Genomic DNA, 25,584 nt, shown 5'->3' on the forward strand with positions numbered 1-25,584 from the left:
TTCCTGTAGCAGTCGCGTGTTTAAAGGCGGCTGACGACAACGCGGATGGGTTGAATGAGCATGGACCTGATCGACCGAAACATGGTTCTCGAAGCCAGTGCGGCAGCGCCGCTCGTCCGCCCCGACACGCGTGAGGTCCTGGGAAGGATCGGCAGCCTGGAAACGCGGCTTGCCCGGTCTGAGCGCGAGATCGATGCGGCTCAGGCCGTTCGCTACCGTGTTTTTGTCGAGGAGATGAAGGCGCAGGTCGATCCTGATTGCGCGCGCCGTCAGCGGGATGTCGATAGCTGGGACGGTCTCTGCGACCACCTGCTGGTCCTTGATCGCTCGATTGAGGGCGATGCGGAAGATCAGGTCGTCGGCACCTATCGTCTGCTACGCCATGAAGTGGCCAAGGCCAATGGCGGCTTCTATTCTGGCTCCGAATTCAACGTTGATCCCCTTGTCGCACGCCATCCCGGCAAGCGTTTCATGGAACTAGGCCGCTCCTGCGTTCTGCCGCAATATCGCACCAAACGCACCGTCGAGCTGCTCTGGCAGGGCTGCTGGGCCTATGCGCTGCAGCACCGTATCGATGCGATGTTCGGCTGCGGCTCCTTCCCCGGTGTGCGTCCGGAAGAGCACGCGCTCGCCCTCTCGTTCCTCTACCACAATGCTGTCGCCAAGGGTGATTGGGCGGTCGATGCTCTGCCGCATCTTCACCGTGAAATGGACCTCATGCCCGAGGAAGCGATCAATGCGCGCCGGGCGCTGTTTGCCATGCCGCCTTTGATCAAAGGTTATCTGCGCCTTGGTGCCATGATTGGCAATGGCGCAGTCGTTGATCAGGCCTTCAATACGACCGACGTCTTGATCATCCTGCCGATCGCCAGCATTTCGGGCCGCTACGTCAATTATTACGGTGCCGACGCCGGTCGTTTCGCCAGCGCCAGCTAAGTGTTCTGCTCACCCCGCGCAGATGCGGGGATCTTGCTGTGCGTTAAGCGAGGCAGGTATTTTGGCTAGGCTCGGCGCAGCCGCGTGTAGCCTTGGCTGGAACATCATTCATCCGCACCGGCAACTCCGGTACCATCGGCATGTCAGCGAGTTCCCTCGGGTTCATCTGCAGAAGGGCGGGGTGCCCTGACGGGTTGTGCCGCCAGTCCTGCTTGTAACAGGTCAAAAAAGCTGACTGCTTTGTCCAGAAAAACTTGAACATGATCTTGCCTCCTGCGCGCGGCTTCTGGCGAAGTCGGTTTCAATGAGGTCTTATTTCTGCTTGTATCGTTTAGAATTCAATTGAGTTTTGTCTGGGTCGACTATAGCTTTTCTATATGAAAGCGCTCAATCACGTCCATCTCAACGGTCTGCGCGCGGTCGAGGCCGTGGCACGCCTCGGTTCGCTGCAAGCCGCCGCTGATGAGCTTGGCGTTTCGATCGGCGCCATCAGTCAGCAGGTGATCAAGACGGAGAAACAACTGGGCCGAACTCTGTTCGAGCGCACCAGCCGGGGCATGGTCCCGGCCGAAACTGCCACTGATATCCTGGCCCGGCTCTCCGATGGTTTTCGTCACCTGTCCGCCTCCGTCGCTCTGGCGCGCCGGAACGACGACAGCATGCTGACCATTTCCGTCGCCCCGGTCTTTGCCGCGCGCTGGCTTGTCCATCGCATCTCCGATTTCTCCGAGGCGTTTCCGGAGATCAGCCTGCGTATCGATGCGAACGACCGGCTCACGGATGCCGCGCAGACGGATGTCGATCTGCGTATCCGGGTGGGGCGTGGGCATTGGTCCGGGTTCAAGGCGGAACTGATCCTGCAGCAGCGCGTGGTGCCGGTCTGTACGCCGGCCATGGCGGCATCACTCCGCCGGCCCGCCGATATCCTAGACCTGCCAAAGGTTATTGATGGCCGTGCCATGTTTGCCTGGGATGTCTGGCTTTCGGCCGTTGGCCTGGCCGGGGCCGAGATCAAGGCGCGCCATAGCTTCAGCGAGGCTTCGCTATGCCTCGATGCCGCCATTGCCGGGCAGGGCGTGATGCTGGCCTGGCAGACGCTGGCGTCACATCAGTTGCAGTATGGCCAATTGGTCGCCCCGTTTGGCCCGGCGGTCAAAACCGGCTTTGGCCATTACTTCGTCACTGCGGAGAATGCCCGTCGCAGCAACAAGGTCGAGAAGTTCAAGCGCTGGCTGCGCCAGGAGATCGAAGCTGACATGGAGCGGCTCGCAAAAGCCGCTCCGGTGTTCGCCTGAAGCATTTCCAGCAAAATGCGCCTTAATCAGACCGCCGCATTATAGGCCGCAATCGCCGCCATGTTGACGATGTCGCTGTCTTTTGCCCCCATCTGGGCGATCTGGACTGACTTTTCGAGCCCGATCAAAAGCGGTCCCATGACGGTTAGTCCGCCCAGTTCCTGCAGCATCTTGGTTGATATCGCTGCCGAATGGATTGCCGGCATGACAAGAACATTCGCCGTGCCCGAGAGGCGGCAGAACGGATACTGCTCCATTCGGTGGCTGTTGAGCGCCACGTCAGCCCCCATCTCGCCGTCATATTCGAAGGAGACGCCCCGCCGGTCGAGGATCTTGACCGCTTCCCGAACCCGTTCGGAGCGCTCACCGGTTGGATGGCCGAAGGTGGAATAGGCAAGCAGCGCCACTCGCGGCTCGAGCCCCAGCCGATGCGCGACACCGGCCGCTTCTTCGGCAATATCAGCCAGTTCATCGGCTGTCGGCATGTCGTGTACGGCGGTATCTGCCACCACGATCGTCCGTCCGCGCGCCAGCGCCAACGATACGCCGATCACCCGGTGCCCGGCGGCTGTATCGATGCAGCGGCGCACGTCTTCGAGCGCTGTCGAGTAGTTGCGCGTCGTGCCCGTCACCATGGCATCGGCATCGCCGAGCGCCACCATGCAGGCGGCAAAGTGATTGCGGTCTGTGTTGATCAGCCGCTGTGCGTCGCGATGCAGGTAGCCCTTCCGCTGCAGGCGGGCATAGAGATATTCGGTATACGCTTCGACCCGCGTCGAGACACGAGCATTGACCACCTCGATGCCCGGTCGGTCGAGATCGATGCCGGCCCGTTCCGCCGTTGCCTTCAGTGGCTCGTCGCGGCCGAGCAGGATGGCAGTGCCGAGCCCCTGATTGGCGAAGGCAATCGCCGCACGCATCACCTGTTCCTCTTCGCCTTCGGCAAAGACGACGCGCTTCGGATGGCTGCGGACATGTTCGTAGATCCGCTGCGTGGCAGCCGCGATCGGATCGCGTCTCGCAGACAGTTCATGCGCATAGGCACCGAGATCGTCGATCGCTTTGCGCGCTACGCCGCTTTCCATAGCGGCGCGGGCCACTGCAACCGGGATGGCCGATATCAGACGCGGATCGAAGGGGACCGGAATGATGTACTGCGCCCCGAAGCGCGGACGCTGGCCCTGATAGGCTGCTGCCACATCGTCAGGCACGTCCTCGCGGGCAAGATCGGCCAGGGCCCGGACGGCCGCGATCTTCATCGCGTCGTTGATCTGGCTTGCCCGCACGTCGAGTGCGCCGCGGAAGATATAGGGAAAGCCGAGAACGTTGTTGACCTGGTTCGGATAGTCCGAGCGCCCCGTCGCCATGATCGCGTCGGACCGGATCTCGGCCACTTCCTCCGGTGTGATTTCCGGGTCCGGATTGGCCATCGCGAAGATGATCGGGTTCGGCGCCATCGAGGCGATCATGTCGGCAGACAGTGCGCCCTTCTGCGAAAGGCCGAATACCACGTCGGCACCCACCATGGCCTCGCGCAGTGTCCGTCGGTCGGTCTTCACCGCATGTGCCGACTTCCACTGGTTCATGCCTTCGGTGCGGCCCTGGAAGATGACGCCCTTGGTATCGCAAAGAATGATGTTTTCGCCATTGAAGCCCATGGCCTTGATCAGCTCAATGCAGGCAATCGCGGCAGCACCCGCGCCGTTGCAGACCAGCTTTGTCGTCTTGAAGTCGCGCCCGGTCAGTTTGAGTGCGTTGATCAGGCCAGCTGCCGCAATGATCGCCGTACCATGCTGGTCGTCATGGAAGACTGGGATGTCCATCAGTTCGCGCAGTCGGCTCTCGATGATGAAGCAGTCCGGCGCCTTGATGTCTTCGAGATTGATGCCGCCGAAGGAGGGTCCGAGATAGCGCACGCAGTTGATGAACTCGTCGACGTTCTCCGTATCGACCTCAAGGTCGATCGAATCGACATCGGCAAAGCGCTTGAAGAGAACCGACTTGCCTTCCATGACTGGCTTGGAAGCGAGCGCCCCGAGATTGCCGAGGCCCAGGATAGCGGTGCCGTTCGAGATGACGGCGACCATGTTTCCGCGGGTCGTGTAGTCATAGGCCGTGGCGGGATCGGCGGCGATGGCTTTCACGGGAACCGCGACGCCGGGGGAATAGGCCAGAGACAGGTCGCGCTGGGTGGCCATGGGTTTGGTCGGGGTGATTTCCAGCTTGCCTGGTCGGCCCTGGGAGTGAAAGTCCAGGGCTTCCTGTTCCGTCACCGAGACTTTCGTCCGACCGGTTTTCGTCTCGCTCGTCATTCGTTCTCTCACCTAGCTGTGGGCAGCGGGCGTTCGCCGGCCCATCATGGTTGTTTTTCCGCGCCTTGAGCCGTTAGTGTTGCACGACTTTATCTCCAAGAAAACATTGAGCCCGTGACGCTATATCAAGCCGCCCACAGCGAGGTGCTGAACGTTGCAGAGCTGACCTCCGAGGAAAGCCGCGCATCTGCCACTCCGATGATGGAGCAATACATCGAGATCAAGGCCGCCAACCCCGGCAGCCTTCTCTTCTATCGCATGGGCGATTTTTACGAGCTCTTCTTCGAAGATGCCGTTGATGCCTCCCGCGCGCTCGGCATAACGCTCACCAAGCGGGGCCAGCATCTTGGCCAAGAGATCCCGATGTGTGGCGTGCCGGTTCATGCCGCCGATGACTATCTGCAAAAGTTGATCAGTCTCGGCTTCCGGGTTGCCGTCTGCGAACAGATCGAAGATCCGGCAGAGGCGAAGAAGCGCGGCTCGAAATCTGTCGTCAAGCGTGATGTTGTCCGGCTCGTGACACCGGGCACGATCACCGAGGACAAGCTCCTTTCGCCTTTCGAATCCAATTATCTAATGGCGCTGGTGCGTATTCGCGGTGGATCTGCTCCGCAGCTTGCGCTCGCCTGGATCGACATCTCGACCGGCATTTTCCGCCTCGCCGAAACCACGGAGACACGGCTTCTCGCCGACATCTTGCGCATCGAACCGCGCGAACTGATCGTGCCCGACACGTTGTTTTACGATGAAGAGTTGAAGCCAGCCTTCGACGTGCTGGGCCGCGTGGTCGTGCCGCAGCCAGCCGTGCTCTTCGATAGCGCCAGCGCCGAGGGGCGCATTGCCCGCTATTTCGGTGTCAGCACTCTGGAAGGTTTCGGCAGTTTCTCCCGCGCTGAGATTGCAGCGGCCGCCGCCGCCGTGGCCTATGTCGAAAAAACGCAGATTGCCGAGCGTCCGCCGCTTGGCTTGCCCGAGCGCCAGAATGCCGCCTCGACGCTGTTCATCGACCCCGCGACTCGCGCCAATCTCGAATTGGTGAAGACGCTGTCGGGCGAGCGCAATGGCTCGCTGTTGAAAGCGATCGACCGCACGGTCACCGGCGGCGGAGCGCGTTTGCTGGCCGAGCGGCTGATGTCGCCGCTTACCGATCCGGAGGCGATTGCCGAACGCCAGGATTCAATCGCCCGCCTGCTCGCCGACAGCCTTCTGGTTGACCGGTTGCGCGATGCGCTGAAGCGCGTGCCCGATATGCCCCGTGCATTGTCGCGTCTGGCGCTCGACCGTGGTGGCCCACGCGATCTGGGCGCGATTGTCGCTGGCCTGACCGCTGCTGCCGATGTCGCCCGTCTTGTTGATCCTGCAAATGTGCCGAAAGAACTGGCCGATGCGTTGGCAGATCTGCATGGTCTGCCGGTCGATCTCGCGCCCAATCTTTCGGCAACACTAGCGGACGAACTGCCGCTGCTAAAGCGCGATGGCGGCTTCCTGCGTGATGGTGCCCTCGCTGAACTCGATGAGTTGCGCGCGCTTCGTGACCAGTCGCGCCGGGTGATTGCCGGCCTGCAGCTGCAATATGCCGAGGAAACCGGGATCAAATCGCTGAAGATCAAGCACAACAATGTGCTTGGCTACTTCATCGAAGTCACTGCCGGCAATGCCGGTCCGATGACGGATAGCGACGAAGCCAAGGGGCGCTTCATCCATCGGCAGACCATGGCGAATGCCATGCGGTTTACCACCACTGAACTCGCCGATCTCGAAAGCCGCATCGCCAATGCTGCTGGTCAGGCGCTCGCGCTAGAGCTTGCGGCCTTTGACCAGATGGTCGCGCAGGTGATCGCCGCCGCCGAACCGATCAAGGCGGCGGCCCGCGCTCTTGCCACCATCGATGTCGCAGCTGGTCTTGCGGCTTTGGCGGAGGAGCAGGGCTATTGCCGTCCCTTGGTCGACGATTCGAGAATGTTCGCCATCACAGCCGGCCGTCATCCGGTGGTCGAGCAGGCTTTGCGCCGCCAAGCAGCAAGCCCGTTTATCGCCAATGATTGCGACCTTTCACCCTCCGATACAAAAGGCCCCGGTGCCATCTGGCTGCTGACTGGCCCCAACATGGGCGGTAAATCGACCTTCCTGCGTCAGAACGCACTGATCGCCATCCTCGCCCAGATGGGGTCCTTCGTGCCCGCCGGCGCCGCCCATATCGGCGTGGTCGATCGGCTCTTTTCCCGCGTAGGCGCTTCCGACGATCTGGCCCGTGGTCGCTCCACTTTCATGGTCGAGATGGTCGAAACAGCCGCCATTCTCAACCAGGCAACGGATCGCTCGCTGGTCATCCTCGACGAAATCGGCCGCGGTACCGCCACCTTTGATGGCTTGTCCATCGCTTGGGCAGCGGTCGAGCACTTGCACGAGGCAAACCGCTGCCGTTCGCTTTTCGCCACCCATTTCCACGAGCTGACGGCGCTGTCGGAAAAGCTCGCCCGGATGTCCAACGTGACCATGCGGGTCAAGGAATGGGACGGCGACGTCATCTTCCTGCACGAGGTCGGTCCCGGTGCCGCTGATCGCTCCTATGGCATCCAGGTCGCCCGCCTTGCCGGCTTGCCGGCGGCTGTTGTCGCCAGGGCGAGGGAGGTTTTGACACGCCTTGAAGACAGCGATCGCAAGAATCCGGCTGCGCAATTGATCGACGATCTGCCACTGTTCCAGGTCGCGGTGCGCCGCGAGGAGATCGCAAAGGCGGGGCCGTCCAAGATCGAAGAAGCGCTACGTTCGCTTGATCTCGACGACCTGACGCCGCGTCAGGCGTTGGACGCGCTCTATGATCTGAAGAAACAACTTGGCAAGCCTTGATCTCTAGAGTGGCTGTCAAAGGCGCTCAAAAAGCGCTATAGCGCCACCAAATCCGGGCTGATTCCCGGGCAGCAGAGAGCATGCCGCGCCAATGGCCAAAGCAGACCTTTCCTTCGACGATCTTCTCGATGTCCAGGCCTTGAAGGCGTCCTGCCAGGCGGTGGTCGGCGCCGGTTCCGGAAACCTGCTCGACACGCGAGCCAGATTGCTACCCGTCCTGAAGAAGGCGAGTGCCGATGCGCGTGAGCAAGCCCGTCTTCAGCTCCTTGAAGATGGAAGCGGCCTGCTCTGCGCCAACCGGATTTCCTGGATCCAGGATCAATTGATCACACTGATCTTCGATTTTGCCCGCAAGCATGTCTATTCGGACGGCATGGACGGTCTCGCAGTCGCAGCCGTCGGTGGTTACGGCCGCGGCACGCTGGCGCCGGGCTCTGATATTGACCTGCTATTCCTGTTGCCGCCAAAGGCCTCGGCGACCATGCACAAGGCGGTGGAGTTTGTCCTCTATCTCCTCTGGGATGTGGGCTTCAAAGTTGGCCATGCAACGCGCACGGTCGAGGAATGCATCCGTCTTTCCAAGTCCGACATGACCATCCGCACAGCGGTGCTCGAGACCCGCTTCGTCTGCGGCAATGAGGCGATCGTCGATGAGCTGACTGGGCGCTTTGACCAGGAAGTTACGACCGGCACGGCCCCCGAATTCATCGCAGCCAAGCTTGCCGAGCGCGATGAGCGCCATCGCAAGGCCGGTGACAGCCGCTATCTCGTCGAGCCAAACGTTAAGGAAGGCAAAGGCGGACTGCGGGATCTCCAGACCCTGTTCTGGATTGCCAAGTACAATTACCACGTCCGCGAAACCAGCGATCTGGTGCGTCTGGGTGTTCTCTCGCGCCAGGAATTGCGGCTGTTCCACAAGGCTGACGATTTCCTCTGGGCCGTGCGCTGCCATATGCACTATCTGACCGGCAAGCCGGAGGAGCGCCTCTACTTCGACATCCAGCCCGAGATCGCCAAGAGCCTCGGCTATCAGGCGCGCCCCGGCCTGTCCGCCGTCGAGCGCTTCATGAAGCATTACTTCCTCGTGGCCAAGGACGTGGGCGATCTGACGCGCATCTTCTCGGCAGCGCTCGAGGACCAGCAGGCAAAAGCCGTGCCCGGCATTGGCGGGATGATTGGCCGCTTTGCCAACCGGCCGCGCAAGATTGCAGGCGCCAGCGAGTTCATCGATGATCGGGGCCGCATTGCGCTCGCCGATCCGGGTGTCTTCAAGAAGGACCCGATGTCGATCATGCGGCTCTTCCATGTGGCCGATCTCAACGGTCTTGAATTCCATCCGGATGCGCTGAAGGCCGTCACCCGGTCGCTGTCGCTGATCGACAATGATTTCCGTGAAAGCGAGGAGGCCAACCGCCTCTTCCTGTCTATCCTGACTTCGCGCAAGGACCCCGGCTTTATCCTTCGCCGGATGAACGAAGCCGGCGTTCTCGGCCGTTTCATTCCCGAGTTCGGCAAGATCGTGTCGATGATGCAGTTCAACATGTATCATCACTACACTGTCGACGAGCATCTCATCCGCACGCTGGAAGTCCTGTCCGAGATCGACAAGGGCAAGGCGGAAGAGGCGCATCCGCTCGCCAACAAGCTGATGCCGGAGATCGAGGATCGCCAAACGCTCTATGTGGCGGTTCTGTTGCATGACATCGCCAAGGGCCGTCAGGAAGATCATTCGGTTGCCGGAGCCAAGGTCGCTCGCAAGCTTTGCCCGCGTCTCGGCCTTTCGCCCAAGCAGACGGAGATGGTCGCATGGCTGATTGACCAGCACCTGCTGATGTCGATGGTCGCCCAAACACGAGACCTGCACGACCGCAAGACGATCACCGATTTTGCCGAGAAAGTGCAGTCGCTCGACCGCTTGAAGATGCTGCTGGTGCTGACGATTTGCGACATCCGGGCCGTTGGCCCGGGGGTCTGGAACGGCTGGAAAGGCCAGTTGCTCCGCACGCTTTATTACGAGACAGAATTGCTCCTGTCCGGTGGCTTCAGCCAGGTCTCCCGCAAGGAGCGCGCCAAGCATGCTGCCGAAAGGCTTTCGACGGCGCTGGAAGGTTGGAGCCAGAAGGACCAGCGCACCTATACCAAGCTGCATTATGAGCCTTATCTGCTCTCGGTCGACTTCGAGGATCAGGTTCGTCACGCCAATTTCATCCGGGAATCGGACAAGGCGGGCAAGGCCTTGGCGACCATGGTGCGCACGCACCAATTCCATGCAATCACCGAAATCACGGTTCTGTCGCCCGACCATCCGCGCCTGTTGTCGATCATCGCCGGCGCCTGTGCCGCAGCCGGGGCCAATATCGCCGATGCCCAGATCTTCACGACGTCAGACGGCCGCGCTCTGGATACGATCCTGATCAACCGTGAATTCCCGATCGACGATGACGAAATGCGCCGTGCCGCGTCGATCAGCAAGATGATCGAGGACGTGCTCTCCGGCCGCAAGCGTCTGCCGGAGATGATCGCGACGCGCTCCAAGGGCAAGAAGAAGAACAAGACATTCCCCGTCCAGCCCGATGTACGGATTTCGAATGCCCTGTCGAACAAATTCACCGTCATTGAGGTCGAATGCCTCGACCGTATCGGCCTCCTGGCCGAGATCACGGCGGTCCTGTCCGATCTGTCGCTCGATATTCATTCCGCCCGCATCACCACCTTCGGCGAAAAGGTCATCGACACATTCTACGTCACAGATCTCGTTGGCCAGAAGGTGACGAATGAAAACCGGCAGGCGAATATCGGCAACCGGTTGAAGTCCGTCATGGTCGATCAGCCAGACGAACTCAGGGATAATATGCCCTCCGGCATCATTGCACAGCCACCCAGGGCGGCACCCTTACCGAAGAAGGCGCGAGCCTGAGAATGAGCCTTGTCAAGAAATTCATGACCGTCGGTGGCGCGACGCTCGGCAGCCGGGTCTTCGGTTTCGCCCGCGAAACCCTCATGGCCGCCGCCTTGGGCACGGGGCCCATCGCCGACGTCTTCTACGCTGCCTTCCGCTTTCCAAACCTCTTCCGTCGCCTCTTCGCTGAAGGGGCTTTCAATGCGGCCTTCGTGCCGCTCTTTGCGAAAGAGATTGAAGCGAACGGCATCGATGGCGCAAAGCGCTTCTCCGAGGAAGTCTTCGGGGTTCTCTTTTCGGTCCTGATGATCCTGACCATCGGCATGCAGCTGTCCATGCCGCTGCTTGTCGAGTGGATCATTGCGCCTGGTTTTGCCGATGATGCCGAGAAATTCGACCTGACGGTGCGCCTTGCGATCGTCATGTTCCCCTATCTCATGTGTATGTCGCTGACGGCGATGCTGAGCGGCATGCTGAATTCGCTGCATCACTTCTTCGCCGCGGCGATTGCGCCTGTCTTTCTCAATGTCCTGATGATTGCCGCCCTTGGCTGGTCGCTCTGGACTGGCTCTGACCCGGCAGCGACTGCCTGGGCCCTGTCGTGGTCGGTGCTGGCCGCAGGCCTTATGCAGCTTGCCGTCGTCTATCTCGGTGTGCGCCATGCCGGCATTCGCATCGGTTTCAAGCGGCCGCGATTCACGCCGAACGTCAAGCGCCTGCTGATCCTTGCTGTGCCCGCTGCGATCACTGGCGGCATCACCCAGATCAACCAGTTGATTGGCCAGGCCATCGCGTCGGGCAAGGAAGGCGCGATCTCGGCCCTTCAATATGCCGACCGCATCTATCAGCTTCCACTCGGCGTCGTCGGTGTTGCGGTTGCGGTCGTGCTCCTGCCGGAGTTGGCACGGGCACTCAAGGGCGGCCATATGAAGGAGGCGGCAAACCTTCAGAACCGATCGATCGAATTCGTCCTCTTCCTGACGTTGCCGGCAGCCGTGGGTATTTGGGTCCTGTCCGATGAGATCATTCGCGTGCTCTACGAGCGTGGCGCTTTCAGCGAACAGAACACCGCTGTCGTCGCGTCGATCCTCGCCATATACGGTCTCGGACTGCCGGGCTTCGTGCTGATCAAGGCGCTGCAGCCGGGCTACTATGCCCGCGAAGACACGAAAACGCCGATGCGCTTCACGATGGTCTCGGTGGCACTCAACACGGGCTTGGCACTTACCCTGTTCCCAATCTTCGAGGAAAGCGGCATCGCCATAGCAGAAGCCGCAGCCGGCTGGACCAATACGATCCTTCTGTTCTCGGTCCTCGTCTGGCGCAAGCATCTGATGTTCGAGTGGAGCCTTGTGACGCGCACTCTTCGCCTGCTCGTGGCGGCAGGCGTCATGGCTGCCATGCTCGTCTATGCCTCCGGAGAATTGAGTGCCTGGCTCACGCCACAGAGCCCGCTACTGTACCAGCTCCTGGCGCTGGGTGCCCTAATTGCCTTGGCAATGCCAGTCTATTTCGGCATCGCCTTTGCAATCGGCGGCGCCGATCTCGGCATGATCCGCCGGAACCTCAAGCGCAAGGCAAAGGCGCCAGCAGAACCCACCGATCAGCAGTAATTCCAGCGGCGCTGCGGTCCGATATCGACATGCACAATGCCATTGCAATAGCGGCCGATACCGCCGATGCCGGGCGCTCTGGCTGCTACGGCCACAATGGTCTTCTCGGAGACGCCCGGCACCCTGATATCGGCCGCGAGACAGTTGGAATGTTGCGACTTTCCAGCCCTTGGCCTGTGTCCGGAGGTCACGATTGGCTTCTTGCCAGTCTCCTTGGCAATGTGTGCCAGGATCGCCTTCAAGCGGTCGGGGAAGCAGGTTGCACGAACACTGACGCGCTGGAGCGTATAGGCGGCGGTGTAGTCGTGTTTCATGAAGAAGTGCTTCTTCTTCCGTATGTCTGTGGCTTGTGCGGGAACCGAAAGACTGGCCGTGAGGAAACAGCAGAGCGCTACGCGATACAATGTGCGCATTGAGAACCTTCTGGAATGGTTTTGTCGGAGCGAGCGAGCCAAGTCGCCGGCGGAAGGCTTTTATTCCGGAGAATGTGGCAAATTTGAAGTGTTTTGCTCAAGGCGTGCGCGGTTGCATCATTTATAGGCGCTCTGATGCATCTTGGAGGGGCTTGGCGGGGTTTCTCTAAGTGGCCGGATTGTTGAACGAAATTCGAATTGAATTGTCACTTTCTGTGGCGGATGTCACACCGCGTGTGACCATTGTCATTTTTCCCCTGCCAACCCCCTGAAATCGCGCTGGAACGAGATGCTTACGGGGTTGGACGCTTGATCGCGGCCCCGGCTGCGTGCATAAGCCCTGACCGACACGATCTGTAGATCGGGCCCTCCACCAGCCTGTTGAGGACAACCATGACTGAGTTCAAGCCGCTGGTATTCTCCGGCGTTCAGCCCACCGGCAATCTCCATCTCGGCAATTACCTCGGTGCGATCCGCAAGTTTGTCGCGCTCCAGGAAAACAACGACTGCATCTATTGCGTCGTCGACCTGCATGCGCTGACGGCCCAACTCGTCCACGAGGACATGACGACCCAGATTCGTTCGATCACCGCGGCCTTCTTGGCTGCTGGCATCGATCCCAAGAAGCACATCGTCTTCAACCAGTCTCAGGTGCCGCAGCATGCGGAACTGGCCTGGATCTTCAATTGCGTCGCCCGCATCGGTTGGATGAACCGCATGACGCAGTTCAAGGATAAGGCCGGCAAGGACCGCGAACAGGCCTCGCTCGGCCTTTACGCCTATCCGAGCCTGATGGCAGCCGACATCCTGGTTTACCGCGCGACACATGTGCCGGTGGGAGAGGATCAGAAGCAGCATCTCGAACTCGCCCGCGACATCGCCATGAAGTTCAATCTGGACTTCAAGGAGAAGATTGCGCCCACAGGTCTTGGCGTTGACATCACCGTTGGTGAAGAACCGGTGCATGCCTATTTTCCGATGGTCGAGCCCCTGATCGATGGTCCGGCGCCGCGCGTGATGAGCCTCAAGGACGGCACAAAGAAGATGTCGAAGTCCGATCCGTCGGATCTCTCGCGCATCAATTTGATGGATGATCAGGAGGCGATCTCGAAGAAGATCCGCAAGGCAAAGACCGATCCGGATGCGCTGCCGAGCGAGACGGAAGGCCTGAAAGGCCGTCCCGAAGCTGACAATCTCGTTGGCATCTTTGCCGCGCTTGCCGACAGGTCCAAGGCGGACGTGCTTGCCGAATTCGGCGGACAGCAGTTCTCCGTCTTCAAGCCGGCGCTGATCGATCTTGCCGTCGAGGTTCTGGCGCCAATCAACGCTGAGATGCGCCGCCTTATGGAAGACCCTGCCCATATCGATGCCGTCCTGCGCGATGGTGGCGAGCGGGCAAGGGCCCGGGCTGAAAAGACCATGAACGAAGTCCGCGACATCATCGGATTCGTGCGATAAGGTCTCGGCGCATGTGGGTCCGTCCGGAACCTGCATGCGTCATTCGATCTCAGTCCGGCTGCGGAGCTCTGCATGGTTTCAACGCGTCTGTCACGTCTTGAAGGTCATCGCCGCAAGTTCATGGCGGTGATCGACAACACCCCGGAATGCTCCCGCGCCGTGCACTATGCCGGGCGACGCGCCAAGAATTCGAATGGTGGCCTGGTCCTGATCTACGTGATCCCGGAAGGCGATTTCCAGCAATGGCTCGGCGTTGAGGAGATCATGCGGGCGGAAGCGCGCGAAGAGGCCGAAGCAATCATGGCCAAGGCCGCACAGACGGTGCGCGAGACCATAGGCGTCGAGCCGGAAATCGTGATCCGTGAGGGCAGTGCCTTCAGTGAGATCAACACGCTGATCGAGGACGATCGCGATATTGCGATCCTCGTTCTGGCCGCCGGCTCGACCAAGGAAGGTCCCGGCCCGCTGGTCTCGATGATCGCCGGGCGGGGGGCAGCCTTCCCGATCCCGGTCACGGTCCTGCCGGACACGCTGACAAATGAAGAAATCGACGCCCTGTGCTAAGTCGACTGCTTGAGGCTCCTTGTCTTGAATAGTGACGAGGAAGCGACTATTTTGGAAATATTCTAAATTTGAGCGGCGTTTCACCCGCGGAGGCCACCATGTTCATCCAGACCGAAGCCACCCCCAATCCGGCGACCCTGAAATTCCTGCCCGGCAAGGTCGTCATGGACACCGGCACGGCAGAATTCCGCGACGTCGAAAGCGCCGGCGCCTCGCCACTGGCTTCGCGCATTTTTGCAATCCCCGGCGTCACCGGTGTCTTCTTCGGGTATGATTTCGTTACCGTCACCAAAGACGGTCCTGAATGGCAGCACCTCAAGCCCGCCATTCTCGGCACCATCATGGAGCATTTCATGAGCGGCGCGCCGGTCATGGGCTCTGCATCTTCTTCTGCCCAAACTGATAGCGATGAAGAGTTCTTTGACGCCGGTGATGAAACCATCGTCGCGACGATCAAGGAACTGCTTGAAACGCGGGTTCGCCCGGCCGTTGCCCAGGACGGTGGCGACATCACCTTCCGCGGCTTCAAGGACGGCAAGGTGTTCCTCAACATGAAGGGCTCCTGTGCCGGTTGCCCGTCGTCGACGGCAACGCTGAAGCACGGCGTGCAGAACCTTCTGCGTCATTTCGTGCCGGAAGTTCAGGAAGTCGAAGCCGTCTGAGACCCAAAAGGGGGCAGATGCGACGGGACAAGGGCAGGGGACAGCATGATCGTTCTGGCGATCGACACAGCGGGTGTGGATTGCGCGGCAGCCGTTTATGACACGGACGCATGCACACTTCTGGCCAGCGTCAGCGAGACAATAGGTCGGGGGCATGCCGAGCGGCTGATGGCCATGATCGATGAGGCCCTGGATGCGGCCGGCCTCGAAATGGATGCAATTGGCCGGATCGGCGTGACTGTCGGCCCAGGTTCCTTCACGGGCATAAGGGTGGGCGTAGCCGCGGCTCGTGGTCTGGCACTGGCGCTTGGCGTCGAATGTGTCGGCGTGAACACGCTTGCCGTTCTTGCACACGCGGCACCCCCAAGTGATGAAACCGTTCTCGCCGCGATCAATGCCCATCGTGACGAAGTCTATGTACAGGCCTTCCGCCAAGGGCAGCCTTCCGACGAGCCGGCGCTCGTGACTTTGGAAGATTACCTGGTCCGTGCAAAAGCGCCGGGACTGATAACCGTCGGTTCGGCGGCCTCTCTGCTGGTTGATCCGGAGGCTGAGACCTCGCCGGATCATTATCCGATCGCGATTGTCGCGCAGCTTGCTGCAGAGGCGAAAGCTCAGGGCAAGGCCAAGCCGCTTTATCTGCGTGGACCCGATGCGAAACCGCAGACGGGCTTTGCAGTTGCGAGAGCATGAGATGCGCGAGAGCCTATTTAGCCGACAGCCCGAATTTGAAATCGTCCCCATGGTCTCCGACCATTGCCGCTCTGTCGCCGAACTTCATGGACAGCGTTTTCCGCGTGCCTGGGGCGACGGCGAATTCTTGAGCCTCCTCCTCCAGCCGAATACGTTTGGCTTTGCCGCATGGCAGACGAATACGCTGATCTTCAAAGCGCCGCTCGCCGGTTTCGTACTTTCGCGCGAAGTGGCAGGCGAGGCGGAAATCCTGACGATCGCTGTTGCCGAGAATTATGGTCGCTATGGACTTGGTTGGCGGTTGATGCAGGCTGGTATGCGGGAAGCCCGCAATCGCGGCGGCGAGGCCATGTTCCTCGAAGTTGATGACGGCAATACCGCAGCCCTTGGTCTCTATCGCAAGCTGGGCTTCGAAAAAGCTGGCGAACGTCCGGCCTATTATACCGACGAAAATGGCCGCCGGTCCTCAGCGCTTGTCATGCGACGCGATCTTCGCTAACCGGTCGGTTGGACGAAGCGACGATATGCGGATATGCTGAACGAATGAAAGACGCCTTGAAATCGCTGGAAGTGCTGTGCGCCGAACGCGGCATGCGGATGACCGAGCAGCGTCGTGTGATCGCACGCATTCTCGAAGATTCGGACGATCATCCCGATGTCGAGGAATTGTATCGCCGCTCCTCACGCGTCGACGCCAAGATCTCGATTTCGACCGTTTATCGCACGGTGAAGCTGTTCGAAGATGCCGGTATCATCGAGCGTCACGACTTCCGTGACGGCCGCTCACGCTATGAAACGGTACCGGAAGAGCACCACGACCATCTCATCGACGTGAAGAACGGTACTGTGGTGGAATTTCACTCGCCGGAAATTGAAGCCTTGCAAGAGCGTATCGCCCGCGAACATGGTTTCCGCCTCGTCGGGCACCGATTGGAACTTTACGGGATCGCGCTCTCCAAGGATGAGCAGTGACATCATGGCCGACCTGATGGTGAGGGCGTTTTGATCAACTGGGTGCGTGTCACCGTCCTCCTGTCGCTTCTTGTATTTTTGACGGCACTGCTTGTCCCGGTCCAATTGCTTGCCTTGAAATTCGATTGGCCGCTGCGCCGCCGGCTTCCACGCCTTTGGCATCGCTTCGCGCTTTACGCTCTCGCCATTCGCGTGATTCCCCATGGAACACTTGACCGCCGCCGGCCCCTTATGGTCGCGGCCAACCATGCGTCCTGGAAAGATATCCTGGTGCTTGGTTCGCTGGCGGATGTGGCCTTTATCGCCAAGACGGAGGTTGCCGGCTGGCCGGTGTTTGGTGCGTTGGCGCGCCTGCAAAAGACGATCTTCGTCGTGCGTGAGGAAAAGCGCCGCACCGGCGAACAGGTCAATGAGATCGCCGCCCGTATGGCCGATGGAGAAATCATCGTCCTGTTCCCCGAGGGAACGACATCGGACGGCAATCGCATACTAGGGCTCAAATCATCGCTGTTCGGGGCTGCGGCTGCGGCCCTCCCGAAGGAGGGCGATGGTGTTGTCCATGTCCAGCCGGTTGCCATTGCTTATACCCGCGTGCAAGGTCTGCCGCTCGGTCGATATCATCGGCCAATCGCCGGCTGGCCCGGTGATGTGGGCCTTTTGCCCCACCTGATCGGCGTGTTGCGGGCCGGCGCCCTGGATGTCGATGTTACCTTCGGCGAGACCATCGATTTTCGCCGGGGTGACAGTCGCAAGGCCCTCACACTGCAGACCGAGAGCCAATTGCGAGGCATGCTGCTCGCCCATCTGCGCGGCCGCTTCAAGCGCCGCTAGACCTTTGCTGCGAGAGTCCTGATTTTTTCGGTTTAACCGCAAGGCGAAAAGCACTAAATAGCGCGGCATGACCCAGGACACCGTGAGCATTCCAGAAGCCCAGACGCCGGGCGCCAACACGCGCAAGGTCTTCATCAAGACCTATGGCTGCCAGATGAACGTCTATGACAGCGGCCGGATGGCCGATGCCTTGGCAGCGGACGGCTACGCCCCGACCGAGGTCATGGAAGAGGCTGATCTCGTCCTGCTCAACACCTGTCATATCCGCGAAAAGGCCGCAGAGAAGGTCTATTCCGCCCTTGGCCGTCTGCGCGAGCACAAGAAAGCGCGTGCTGCGGAAGGCAAGGAATTCATGATCGGCGTCGCTGGCTGCGTCGCCCAGGCAGAGGGCGAGGAAATCTCCCGCCGCGAACCCGCCGTCGACGTGGTCATCGGCCCGCAGACCTACCACCGCCTGCCGCAGGCCCTGCATAAGGCCCGCGGTGGCGAACGCGTGGTCGATACCGAATATGCACTCGAAGACAAGTTCGAGCACCTGCCGGATCCGACCAAGGTCACCGGCAAGCCGCGTTCGGTTACCGCCTTCCTCACGGTTCAGGAAGGTTGCGACAAGTTTTGCACCTTCTGTGTCGTGCCCTATACCCGCGGCTCTGAAGTTTCCCGTCCGCTTTCTCAGCTGCTGATGGAAGCCCGGCGTTTGGTCGATAGCGGCGTGCGCGAACTGACCCTGCTCGGCCAGAACGTCAATGCCTGGCATGGTGAAGACGAGAAGGGCAGGGCGATCGGCCTTGGCGACCTCCTCTACAAGCTCGCGGAAGTTCCGGGCCTCGCCCGCCTACGCTACACCACCAGCCACCCGCGCGACATGGATGACCGCCTGATCGAGGCGCATCGCGACCTGCGAATGCTGATGCCCTATCTGCACCTGCCCGTGCAATCGGGCTCGGACCGGATCCTGAAAGCAATGAACCGTCGCCACAAGGCCTCCGAATATGTCGCCCTGATCGAGCGTATCCGTTCTGTGCGGCCGGATATCGCGCTGTCAGGCGATTTCATCGTCGGTTTCCCCGGCGAGACGGAAGAGGATTTCGAGGACACGATGAAGCTCGTGCGCGAGGTGAATTACGCGCAAGCCTATTCGTTCAAGTATTCGACACGTCCCGGAACGCCCGGCGCCGATCTACCGGATCACGTGGCCGAAGACGTGAAGACTGAACGACTGGCAAGGCTTCAGGCGCTGCTGCTCGAACAGCAACAGGCCTTCATGCAGTCGATGATCGGCCGCACCATTGATCTCCTTCTGGAGAAGCCTGGGCGGATGCCAGGACAGTTGATCGGACGGTCGCCTTGGCTGCAATCTGTGAATGTTGATGCAATGTCATCGCAAATCGGTGACATTATACAGGTACGAATCACCGCAGCCGGCCCAAACAGCTTGTTTGCCGAGGTGGCAGAGGGTTAGAGTGAGGGCCTGAACCTGATCCAACAGGAGCCTGATCGCTTGAACGCAACAGAAGTGGTTTCCTCACCTTCGCGCAATGTCCGGACAGCTGCGACCGACGCCAATCACTTCATCTTGACGTTCGAGAACAATCGGCTTGCAAGCGAACTCTTTGGCCAGTTCGACCAGAACTTGAAGCTGCTTGAGCAGCGTCTGCAGGTCGAGGCGCACGCCCGCGGCAATTCTGTCGCCATTTCCGGCGAGCTCCTGGCCACCAATCAGGCTCGCCGCGCGCTCGATTTCCTGTATGCACGCCTGCAGAGCGGCGGCTCGGTTGAAGCCTCGGATGTCGAAGGGGCTATCCGCATGGCGGTTGCCGCTGACGATCAGCTGTCCTTGCCGACCATGGAGCGCAAGGCCAAGCTGACCATGGCCCAGATTTCAACCCGCAAGAAAACCATCGCGGCGCGCACGCCGACGCAAGACGCCTATATGCGGGCGCTCGAGCGGTCAGAGCTTGTCTTCGGCGTTGGCCCCGCCGGTACCGGCAAGACTTATCTCGCCGTCGCCCAGGCCGCGCAGCTTCTTGAGCGTGGTGTGGTCGATCGTATCGTGCTCACCCGTCCGGCCGTTGAGGCCGGAGAACGCCTTGGCTTCCTGCCCGGCGATATGAAGGACAAGGTCGATCCTTATCTGCGCCCCCTCTATGACGCGCTCTATGACATGATGCCGGGCGACAAGGTCGAGCGGGCGATCACCGCCGGCGTGATCGAAATTGCGCCTCTGGCCTTCATGCGTGGCCGAACGCTCGCCAATGCGGCGATCATTCTCGATGAGGCGCAGAACACCACGTCCATGCAGATGAAGATGTTCCTCACTCGCCTTGGCGAAAACGGCCGGATGATCATTACCGGGGATCCGAGCCAGGTTGACCTGCCGCGTGGCGTGACCTCGGGCCTTGTGGAGGCATTGCAGATCCTGAGGGAGGTCGAGGGCATCTCTGTGGTCCGCTTCAAGGACACCGATGTCGTGCGCCATCCGCTGGTGGGCCGTATCGTTCGCGCCTATGACGCCAAATACAAGGTTCCGGACGAAAGCGAGCAGCCTGCGACCTGACCGGTCGCCGAAACGAACATGACCAAACTGGATATACAAATCGCCGTCGAGGTTGACGGCTGGCCTGACGAGGACGCGCTTCACCAGATGGCCAATCGCGTCCTCGGTGCAGCGGAAGATGTGCTTCGTTCTGAAGAAGAGCAGCCTTTTCCGGCGCAGCCAACGGAAGTATCTCTTGTCTTTGCTGACGATGAAACCATTCGTGGCATCAACGCCGAATGGCGGGGCAAGGACAAGCCGACCAATGTGCTCTCTTTTCCGGCTTTCCCGATCGCACCCGGCGACATGCCGGGGCCAATGCTCGGCGACATCATCATCGCGCGCGAGACGGTCGAGCGGGAGGCGGTCGATCTCGAAAAGAGCTTTGATGACCATTTGAACCATTTGCTGGTTCACGGATTTCTGCATCTGTTCGGCTACGATCACATCGAAACCGACGATGCGGAAGAAATGGAAGGGCTGGAGACTCGCATTTTGGCGACACTTGGCCTATCTGACCCCTATGCGGGCCAAGACCCGATCTGATAGTTTGGAACCATGAGCGACTTTGCGACGAAATCGGCCCCCGAGGCCAAAGACGGGTCAGACGGCTCGTCCTCCGAAGAGGGCAGTAGTCCTTCGCGAGCGGAAAGCTCGACCCGAAGCACCAATTCATTCTGGGCAAGACTTGCCCGCATGCTGAGGCCGTCATCCGGCACCAGCCTCCGCGAGGATCTCGCGGTTGCCCTGAATGCCGATGCGCATCTGGGCGACGCCTTTACGCCGGATGAGCGGGCGATGTTGCACAACATCCTCCGTTTCCGCGAGGTCCGTGTCGAGGATATCATGGTCCCGCGCGTCGACATCGAAGCCGTCGATCAAAGCGTGACGATCGGTGAACTGATGACGATCTTCGAGGTTTCGGGCCGTTCACGCATGCCTGTCTATGCGGAAACACTCGATGACCCGCGCGGCATGGTTCATATCCGCGACCTCCTGTCCTTCCTCACCAAGCAGGCTCGCAGCCGTCGGCGTCCCAAGGCTGGCGTCGGTGCGGGCGTGGAAGTCGAGAAGCCAGCCGACAAGTCGGCAAAGCCGAAGATGAATTTCGACCTCGACCGGATCGATCTCAACAAGACGGTGGCAGAGGCTGGCATTATTCGCTCGATCCTCTTTGTCCCGCCGTCGATGCTCGCTTCAGATCTGCTGGGGCGCATGCAGGCAGCCCGTACCCAGATGGCACTGGTGATTGATGAATATGGCGGCACGGACGGCCTGGTCAGTCATGAGGATATCGTCGAAATGGTCATCGGCGACATCGATGACGAGCATGACGACGAAGAAGTCATGTTCAGCCGGATCTCGGACGATGTGTTCGTCGCTGATGCCCGCGTTGAGCTTGAGGAAATAGCCGAGGCGATTGGACCTGATTTCGACGTCACGGATCGTGTCGAGGATGTCGATACTCTGGGCGGCTTGATCTTCTCGGCCCTTGGCCGCATTCCAGCCCGCGGCGAGGTTGTCCAGGCCCTGCCGGGCTTCGAATTTCACATTCTCGATGCCGATCCACGCCGCATCAAGCGCGTCCGCGTTGCGCGCAAACGTGCAGCGGCACGTCGACGCACCGTCAAGGGCGATCCCGACCATCGGCCCGAGGTCGAAATGGAAACCAAGAATTCGGCCGTTCCTGAGGCGAAAGTCAGGACGAAAGCCGAGGTCGCCCCCAAGCCAGTCGAACAGAAGGCAAAGCCGGACCAGAAGGCGAGATCTGAGCCGAAGCCGCGCGGTAAGGCGAAACAGGGCCCCGTTCCGCCAGTGGTCGAGCCGGCTGGCGGCGATATTGTTTCGCCGGCACTGGCCACGCTGGCTGTACCCGCCGAAAAGCCCAACGGCGACGCCTGATCTGACCCGCCCTGCCAGGGCGGGACTTTCCCGTTAAATTTTGAAAGACTGCGCCCATTGATTCGCATTGCGGGGGAATGGCATGGAAACGCTTGCCGGCAGGATCGTGCTGCTGTGGGGATGGCGGCGAGCGGTACTGGCGATGATCGCCGGGGCAATCGGCGCCTTGGCACTTGCGCCATTCAGCGTGTTCGTGGCGATGTTCGTCTCGTTCACGCTGCTGGTCTGGTTGCTGGATGGCGCAACCGGTGACCCTGAACGGGGCGCTTCTCTTGGTTTGCGCTCGGCCTTCGCCACTGGGTGGTGGTTTGGTTTCGGCTATTTCGTTGCCGGTCTCTGGTGGTTGGGCGGTGCCCTGCTGATTCAGGCTGACGAATTCGCCTGGGCCCTGCCATTGGCGGTCCTCGGTCTTCCGGCGTGTCTGGCGGTGTTTTACGGTCTGGCCACCGCCATCGCTCGCTTGCTGTGGTCCGATGGCATGGGGCGGATTGCGGCACTCGCCTTTGGCTTTGGTTTGATGGAATGGCTACGAAGTTTTGTTGCAACGGGCTTTCCGTGGAATGTCATTGGTTATGCAGCCATGCCTGTGCCGCTGATGATGCAATCGGACTGGGTCCTCGGCCTGTTCGCTATCACGACCCTTTCAGTCTTCGTCTTCGCGGCGCCCGCATTGCTGGGGACGCGGCGCGGCGCTCTTCCGGGTCTGGCACTTGCCTCCCTCTTGCTGGTCGCGCATTTCAGCTATGGCGCTTATCGTCTTTACCTGGCGCCGCCGCTCGGCTCTGATGGCAAAGAGGTCACGATCCGGCTGGTCCAGCCAGCCATCGATCAGGCAGACAAGGTCGAAAATACAGATCGGGTCGAAATCTTTGAGAAACACCTTGCGCTCACTGCTGCACCACCAGTTGACGGTAAGCCGCGCCCTGACATTATCGTGTGGCCGGAGACTTCGGTCCCGTTCATCCTGACCGATAATCCCGACGCACTCGTGCGCATCGGTGAAGTGTTGCAGGACGGCCAGATCCTTTTGGCCGGTGCCGTTCGAGCGGAAGCCCAGGCAGCGGGATCTGAGCCGCGCTACTTTAATTCTGTCTACATGATTGACGACAAAGGGCAGATCCTCGGTGCTGCGGACAAGGTCCACCTCACGCCCTTCGGTGAGTATGTGCCGTTTGAATCAATCCTGCGCCAGTTCGGAGTGGAAGAGGTCATCAGCCTGCCGGGTGGCTTCTCTGCCGCGGCCTCCCGCAATGTTCTAACCCTACCTTCGGGTCTCAGTCTTTATCCGCTGATCTGTTACGAGGTCATTTTCCCGAACGAAATCCCGGCCGATATCGGCGGGGCAAGTGCGATCCTCAACGTCACCAACGACGCCTGGTTCGGCAACACGCCAGGGCCGTATCAGCACTTCCTGCAGGCGCGTTTGCGCGCGGTCGAAAACGGAACTTACCTCATTCGTAACGCCAATAACGGGATTTCGGCAGTCATTGACCCCCTGGGGCGTGTATTGACTGGACTAAATTTGGGTAGTCAAGGAGCTGCTGATGCAAGCGTTGGTGGTAAAATTGTACCGGTTCGATACAAATTTGATCACAACCTAAACTTTTGGTTGGTCCAGCTTGGATTTGCTGTGACGGCGCTCATTTCTCGCATGGGTTTTATTAGAAGGATCAATTGACCAAAAACCCCTAAAATTGCATAGTGGCTTAAGCCATGGTTCTGCAAGTATGCTAACGGTTCTGCGACGGCGGGTACAACGTGTCGTTATGTTCTGAGGCGGGGGATTGTGGTTGCAACGCCAACTCATTGGTCAGGACAATGTTAATGATAGAGAACAAGAAGAAGCCGAACCCGATTGACATCCATGTCGGCAGTAGAATTCGGCTTCGTCGCACCATGCTTGGCATGAGCCAGGAGAAGCTCGGCGAAAGCCTTGGCATTACTTTCCAGCAGATCCAGAAGTATGAAAAGGGCACCAATCGCGTTGGCGCCAGCCGGCTTCAGAACATCTCGAGCATCCTGAATGTCCCGGTTTCCTTCTTCTTCGAAGATGCACCAGGCGACCAAGCGAATGCGTCGGGTGGTATGGCCGAAGCTTCGAGCTCGAACTACGTTGTGGACTTCCTTTCCTCCTCGGAAGGTCTTCAGCTGAACCGTGCATTCGTGAAGATCGGTGACCCGAAGGTTCGCCGTAAGATCATTGATCTCGTAAAGACCCTCGCTGCGGACGCTGACGTCGAGTGAGCCGGTTTTAGATACGGGAAAAGAGAGCGGTCTTGATGGCCGCTTTTTTTTGGCCTCCGCGAAAAAGTTTGCTCACATAAAGATATATTTATGTGGTTGTGTGCTTGTCATTGAAACTTGAACTGAGTAACCATGCGGCCATCCATACTTTGAGGGGAATCCCGATGCGCGCCAATTATCTCTTCACCAGCGAATCCGTTTCCGAAGGTCACCCGGACAAGGTTTGTGACCGCATCTCCGACGAAATCGTCGATCTAGTTTATCGTGAAGCGGCCAAGACCGGGGTGGATCCCTGGACCGTGCGCATCGCCTGCGAAACCCTCGCCACCACCAATCGCGTCGTCATCGCCGGGGAAGTTCGCCTCCCACCGAGCCTGATGAAGACCGACAAGAATGGCAACGAGGTCATCAATCCGGCCAAGTTCAAGTCGGTCGCCCGCAAGGCGATCCGCGACATCGGCTATGAGCAGGATGGGTTTCACTGGAAAACGGCGAAGATTGACGTGCTTTTGCATTCGCAATCCGCGCACATCGCCCAGGGCGTCGACAAGGCTGCCGACAGCTCGAACAGCGAAGGCGCCGGTGACCAGGGCATCATGTTCGGGTATGCCTGCACGGAAACGCCGGATCTGATGCCGGCGCCGATCTACTATTCCCACAAGATCCTCCAGACGCTTTCCACGGCGCGCAAGAAGGGTGAGGGCGATGTCGGCAAGCTCGGTCCCGACGCCAAGAGCCAGGTGACCGTCCGTTACGTCGACGGCAAGCCGGCAGAAGCCACATCGATCGTGCTTTCAACCCAGCACCTCGATGAAAGCTGGGACTCCAAGAAGGTCCGTCAGGTCGTTGAGCCCTTCATCCGCGAAGCCCTCGGCGAGCTGAAGATCGCCGATGATTGCAACTGGTACATCAATCCGACCGGCAAGTTCGTCATCGGCGGCCCGGATGGTGATGCCGGCCTCACCGGCCGCAAGATCATCGTCGACACTTACGGCGGTGCGGCCCCCCATGGTGGCGGCGCCTTCTCCGGCAAGGACACGACGAAGGTTGACCGTTCGGCGGCCTATGCCGCGCGTTATCTGGCCAAGAATGTTGTTGCAGCCGGCCTTGCCGAGCGCTGCACGATCCAGATTTCCTACGCGATCGGCATCGCCCAGCCGCTCTCGATCTATGTCGACCTGCACGGAACCGGCAAGGTTACCGAGGACGAAGTCGAAGCAGCGATCCGCAAGGTCATGGACTTGTCCCCATCGGGCATCCGTCGCCATCTTGACCTGAACAAGCCGATCTATGCTAAGACGTCGGCTTATGGCCATTTCGGCCGCAAGGCTGGCCGCGACGGTTCTTTCTCCTGGGAGAAGCTCGATCTGGTCAAGCCTCTCAAGGACGCTCTCAAGGCTTGAA

The 25,584-nt window shown here is 60.0% G+C and carries 22 protein-coding genes; 19 read left to right on the forward strand and 3 right to left on the reverse strand.

Annotated elements, in window-relative coordinates:
- Window positions 1-81: 81 nt before the first annotated feature.
- Complete coding sequence (locus tag ACSV9I_RS17540) at window positions 82-936, forward strand: GNAT family N-acetyltransferase (protein WP_438330236.1); 855 nt, start codon at window positions 82-84, stop codon at window positions 934-936.
- A 43-nt stretch (window positions 937-979) separates the two neighbouring features.
- Here ACSV9I_RS17540 and ACSV9I_RS17545 read toward each other — a convergent pair whose 3' ends face one another.
- Window positions 980-1,198 carry a hypothetical protein gene (locus ACSV9I_RS17545; RefSeq protein ID WP_438330124.1) on the reverse strand — a complete coding sequence of 73 codons (219 nt, stop codon included), beginning with the start codon at window positions 1,196-1,198 and terminating at the stop codon, window positions 980-982.
- A gap of 115 nt (window positions 1,199-1,313) precedes the next feature.
- Here ACSV9I_RS17545 and ACSV9I_RS17550 point away from each other — a divergent pair, with 115 nt between their 5' ends.
- Window positions 1,314-2,231, forward strand: a complete 918-nt coding sequence (locus tag ACSV9I_RS17550; protein WP_438330125.1) for a LysR substrate-binding domain-containing protein — start codon at window positions 1,314-1,316, stop codon at window positions 2,229-2,231.
- 26 nt (window positions 2,232-2,257) lie between these two features.
- On the opposite strand, the gene ACSV9I_RS17555 is transcribed toward ACSV9I_RS17550, so the two are convergent.
- Window positions 2,258-4,543 carry an NADP-dependent malic enzyme gene (locus ACSV9I_RS17555; RefSeq protein ID WP_438330126.1) on the reverse strand — a complete coding sequence of 762 codons (2,286 nt, stop codon included), beginning with the start codon at window positions 4,541-4,543 and terminating at the stop codon, window positions 2,258-2,260.
- Window positions 4,544-4,741: 198 nt separating this feature from the next.
- Between ACSV9I_RS17555 and mutS the strand changes: the two genes are divergently transcribed.
- From mutS to murJ, 3 genes are all read left to right on the forward strand, one after another.
- Entirely contained in the window at window positions 4,742-7,393 is a 2,652-nt protein-coding gene (gene mutS / locus ACSV9I_RS17560; protein ID WP_438330237.1) for a DNA mismatch repair protein MutS, read from the forward strand.
- 91 nt (window positions 7,394-7,484) lie between these two features.
- Entirely contained in the window at window positions 7,485-10,310 is a 2,826-nt protein-coding gene (locus ACSV9I_RS17565; protein WP_438330127.1) for a [protein-PII] uridylyltransferase, read from the forward strand.
- Window positions 10,311-10,312: 2 nt separating this feature from the next.
- Window positions 10,313-11,905, forward strand: coding sequence for a murein biosynthesis integral membrane protein MurJ (gene murJ / locus ACSV9I_RS17570; protein ID WP_438330128.1), 1,593 nt, complete (start codon window positions 10,313-10,315; stop codon window positions 11,903-11,905).
- Here the strand turns inward: murJ and ACSV9I_RS17575 are convergent.
- Window positions 11,896-12,318: a YcbK family protein gene (locus ACSV9I_RS17575; RefSeq protein WP_438330129.1), complete on the reverse strand. Its 423-nt coding sequence runs from the start codon at window positions 12,316-12,318 to the stop codon at window positions 11,896-11,898. The genes murJ and ACSV9I_RS17575 overlap by 10 nt on opposite strands.
- Before the next feature lie 393 nt (window positions 12,319-12,711).
- On the opposite strand from ACSV9I_RS17575, the gene trpS reads away from it, so the two are divergent.
- From trpS to metK, 14 genes are all read left to right on the forward strand, one after another.
- Window positions 12,712-13,776, forward strand: coding sequence for a tryptophan--tRNA ligase (gene trpS, locus ACSV9I_RS17580; RefSeq protein ID WP_438330130.1), 1,065 nt, complete (start codon window positions 12,712-12,714; stop codon window positions 13,774-13,776).
- 72 nt (window positions 13,777-13,848) lie between these two features.
- On the forward strand, window positions 13,849-14,340 hold the full coding sequence (locus ACSV9I_RS17585; protein ID WP_054156266.1) for a universal stress protein: 492 nt from the start codon (window positions 13,849-13,851) through the stop codon (window positions 14,338-14,340).
- Between the two features lie 98 nt (window positions 14,341-14,438).
- Complete coding sequence (locus ACSV9I_RS17590; RefSeq protein WP_054156265.1) at window positions 14,439-15,002, forward strand: NifU family protein; 564 nt, start codon at window positions 14,439-14,441, stop codon at window positions 15,000-15,002.
- Between the two features lie 45 nt (window positions 15,003-15,047).
- Window positions 15,048-15,695 (forward strand): tRNA (adenosine(37)-N6)-threonylcarbamoyltransferase complex dimerization subunit type 1 TsaB, encoded by a 648-nt coding sequence (gene tsaB / locus ACSV9I_RS17595; protein WP_438330131.1) that lies wholly within the window; start codon window positions 15,048-15,050, stop codon window positions 15,693-15,695.
- Window position 15,696: 1 nt separating this feature from the next.
- On the forward strand, window positions 15,697-16,194 hold the full coding sequence (locus tag ACSV9I_RS17600) for a GNAT family N-acetyltransferase (protein WP_054156263.1): 498 nt from the start codon (window positions 15,697-15,699) through the stop codon (window positions 16,192-16,194).
- 44 nt (window positions 16,195-16,238) lie between these two features.
- The gene (locus ACSV9I_RS17605) at window positions 16,239-16,667 is read left to right on the forward strand and encodes a Fur family transcriptional regulator (protein ID WP_054156262.1); all 429 of its coding nucleotides are present in this window, start codon (window positions 16,239-16,241) and stop codon (window positions 16,665-16,667) included.
- Window positions 16,668-16,697: 30 nt separating this feature from the next.
- Window positions 16,698-17,498 (forward strand): lysophospholipid acyltransferase family protein, encoded by an 801-nt coding sequence (locus ACSV9I_RS17610; RefSeq protein WP_438330132.1) that lies wholly within the window; start codon window positions 16,698-16,700, stop codon window positions 17,496-17,498.
- A gap of 67 nt (window positions 17,499-17,565) precedes the next feature.
- Window positions 17,566-18,960 carry a tRNA (N6-isopentenyl adenosine(37)-C2)-methylthiotransferase MiaB gene (miaB, locus tag ACSV9I_RS17615; protein ID WP_438330133.1) on the forward strand — a complete coding sequence of 465 codons (1,395 nt, stop codon included), beginning with the start codon at window positions 17,566-17,568 and terminating at the stop codon, window positions 18,958-18,960.
- A 39-nt stretch (window positions 18,961-18,999) separates the two neighbouring features.
- Window positions 19,000-20,055: a PhoH family protein gene (locus ACSV9I_RS17620; protein WP_054156259.1), complete on the forward strand. Its 1,056-nt coding sequence runs from the start codon at window positions 19,000-19,002 to the stop codon at window positions 20,053-20,055.
- Between the two features lie 18 nt (window positions 20,056-20,073).
- Window positions 20,074-20,580, forward strand: a complete 507-nt coding sequence (ybeY, locus tag ACSV9I_RS17625) for an rRNA maturation RNase YbeY (RefSeq protein WP_438330134.1) — start codon at window positions 20,074-20,076, stop codon at window positions 20,578-20,580.
- 12 nt (window positions 20,581-20,592) lie between these two features.
- Entirely contained in the window at window positions 20,593-21,936 is a 1,344-nt protein-coding gene (locus ACSV9I_RS17630) for a hemolysin family protein (RefSeq protein ID WP_438330135.1), read from the forward strand.
- Window positions 21,937-22,018: 82 nt separating this feature from the next.
- Window positions 22,019-23,614: an apolipoprotein N-acyltransferase gene (gene lnt / locus ACSV9I_RS17635; protein ID WP_438330136.1), complete on the forward strand. Its 1,596-nt coding sequence runs from the start codon at window positions 22,019-22,021 to the stop codon at window positions 23,612-23,614.
- A 146-nt stretch (window positions 23,615-23,760) separates the two neighbouring features.
- Entirely contained in the window at window positions 23,761-24,180 is a 420-nt protein-coding gene (locus tag ACSV9I_RS17640) for a helix-turn-helix domain-containing protein (RefSeq protein ID WP_054156256.1), read from the forward strand.
- Window positions 24,181-24,344: 164 nt separating this feature from the next.
- Window positions 24,345-25,583 (forward strand): methionine adenosyltransferase, encoded by a 1,239-nt coding sequence (gene metK, locus ACSV9I_RS17645; RefSeq protein WP_054156255.1) that lies wholly within the window; start codon window positions 24,345-24,347, stop codon window positions 25,581-25,583.
- The last annotated feature ends 1 nt before the right edge of the window (window position 25,584 follow it).

The sequence above is a fragment of the Rhizobium sp. G187 genome, assembly GCF_051549525.1.
In the GTDB taxonomy this organism is placed as follows: domain Bacteria; phylum Pseudomonadota; class Alphaproteobacteria; order Rhizobiales; family Rhizobiaceae; genus Allorhizobium.

Bases quoted from the DNA above. Each gene is read 5' to 3' on its own strand.
- ACSV9I_RS17600 (WP_054156263.1), top strand. From the start codon at position 15,697: ATGCGCGAGAGCCTATTTAGCCGACAGCCCGAATTTGAAATCGTCCCC.
- tsaB (WP_438330131.1), top strand. From the start codon at position 15,048: ATGATCGTTCTGGCGATCGACACAGCGGGTGTGGATTGCGCGGCAGCC.
- mutS (WP_438330237.1), top strand. From the start codon at position 4,742: ATGATGGAGCAATACATCGAGATCAAGGCCGCCAACCCCGGCAGCCTT.
- miaB (WP_438330133.1), top strand. From the start codon at position 17,566: ATGACCCAGGACACCGTGAGCATTCCAGAAGCCCAGACGCCGGGCGCC.
- ACSV9I_RS17545 (WP_438330124.1), bottom strand. From the start codon at position 1,198: ATGTTCAAGTTTTTCTGGACAAAGCAGTCAGCTTTTTTGACCTGTTAC.
- trpS (WP_438330130.1), top strand. From the start codon at position 12,712: ATGACTGAGTTCAAGCCGCTGGTATTCTCCGGCGTTCAGCCCACCGGC.
- ACSV9I_RS17540 (WP_438330236.1), top strand. From the start codon at position 82: ATGGTTCTCGAAGCCAGTGCGGCAGCGCCGCTCGTCCGCCCCGACACG.
- ACSV9I_RS17575 (WP_438330129.1), bottom strand. From the start codon at position 12,318: ATGCGCACATTGTATCGCGTAGCGCTCTGCTGTTTCCTCACGGCCAGT.
- ACSV9I_RS17590 (WP_054156265.1), top strand. From the start codon at position 14,439: ATGTTCATCCAGACCGAAGCCACCCCCAATCCGGCGACCCTGAAATTC.
- ACSV9I_RS17565 (WP_438330127.1), top strand. From the start codon at position 7,485: ATGGCCAAAGCAGACCTTTCCTTCGACGATCTTCTCGATGTCCAGGCC.
- lnt (WP_438330136.1), top strand. From the start codon at position 22,019: ATGGAAACGCTTGCCGGCAGGATCGTGCTGCTGTGGGGATGGCGGCGA.
- murJ (WP_438330128.1), top strand. From the start codon at position 10,313: ATGAGCCTTGTCAAGAAATTCATGACCGTCGGTGGCGCGACGCTCGGC.
- ACSV9I_RS17640 (WP_054156256.1), top strand. From the start codon at position 23,761: ATGATAGAGAACAAGAAGAAGCCGAACCCGATTGACATCCATGTCGGC.
- metK (WP_054156255.1), top strand. From the start codon at position 24,345: ATGCGCGCCAATTATCTCTTCACCAGCGAATCCGTTTCCGAAGGTCAC.
- ACSV9I_RS17630 (WP_438330135.1), top strand. From the start codon at position 20,593: ATGAGCGACTTTGCGACGAAATCGGCCCCCGAGGCCAAAGACGGGTCA.
- ACSV9I_RS17585 (WP_054156266.1), top strand. From the start codon at position 13,849: ATGGTTTCAACGCGTCTGTCACGTCTTGAAGGTCATCGCCGCAAGTTC.
- ybeY (WP_438330134.1), top strand. From the start codon at position 20,074: ATGACCAAACTGGATATACAAATCGCCGTCGAGGTTGACGGCTGGCCT.
- ACSV9I_RS17550 (WP_438330125.1), top strand. From the start codon at position 1,314: ATGAAAGCGCTCAATCACGTCCATCTCAACGGTCTGCGCGCGGTCGAG.
- ACSV9I_RS17555 (WP_438330126.1), bottom strand. From the start codon at position 4,543: ATGACGAGCGAGACGAAAACCGGTCGGACGAAAGTCTCGGTGACGGAA.
- ACSV9I_RS17605 (WP_054156262.1), top strand. From the start codon at position 16,239: ATGAAAGACGCCTTGAAATCGCTGGAAGTGCTGTGCGCCGAACGCGGC.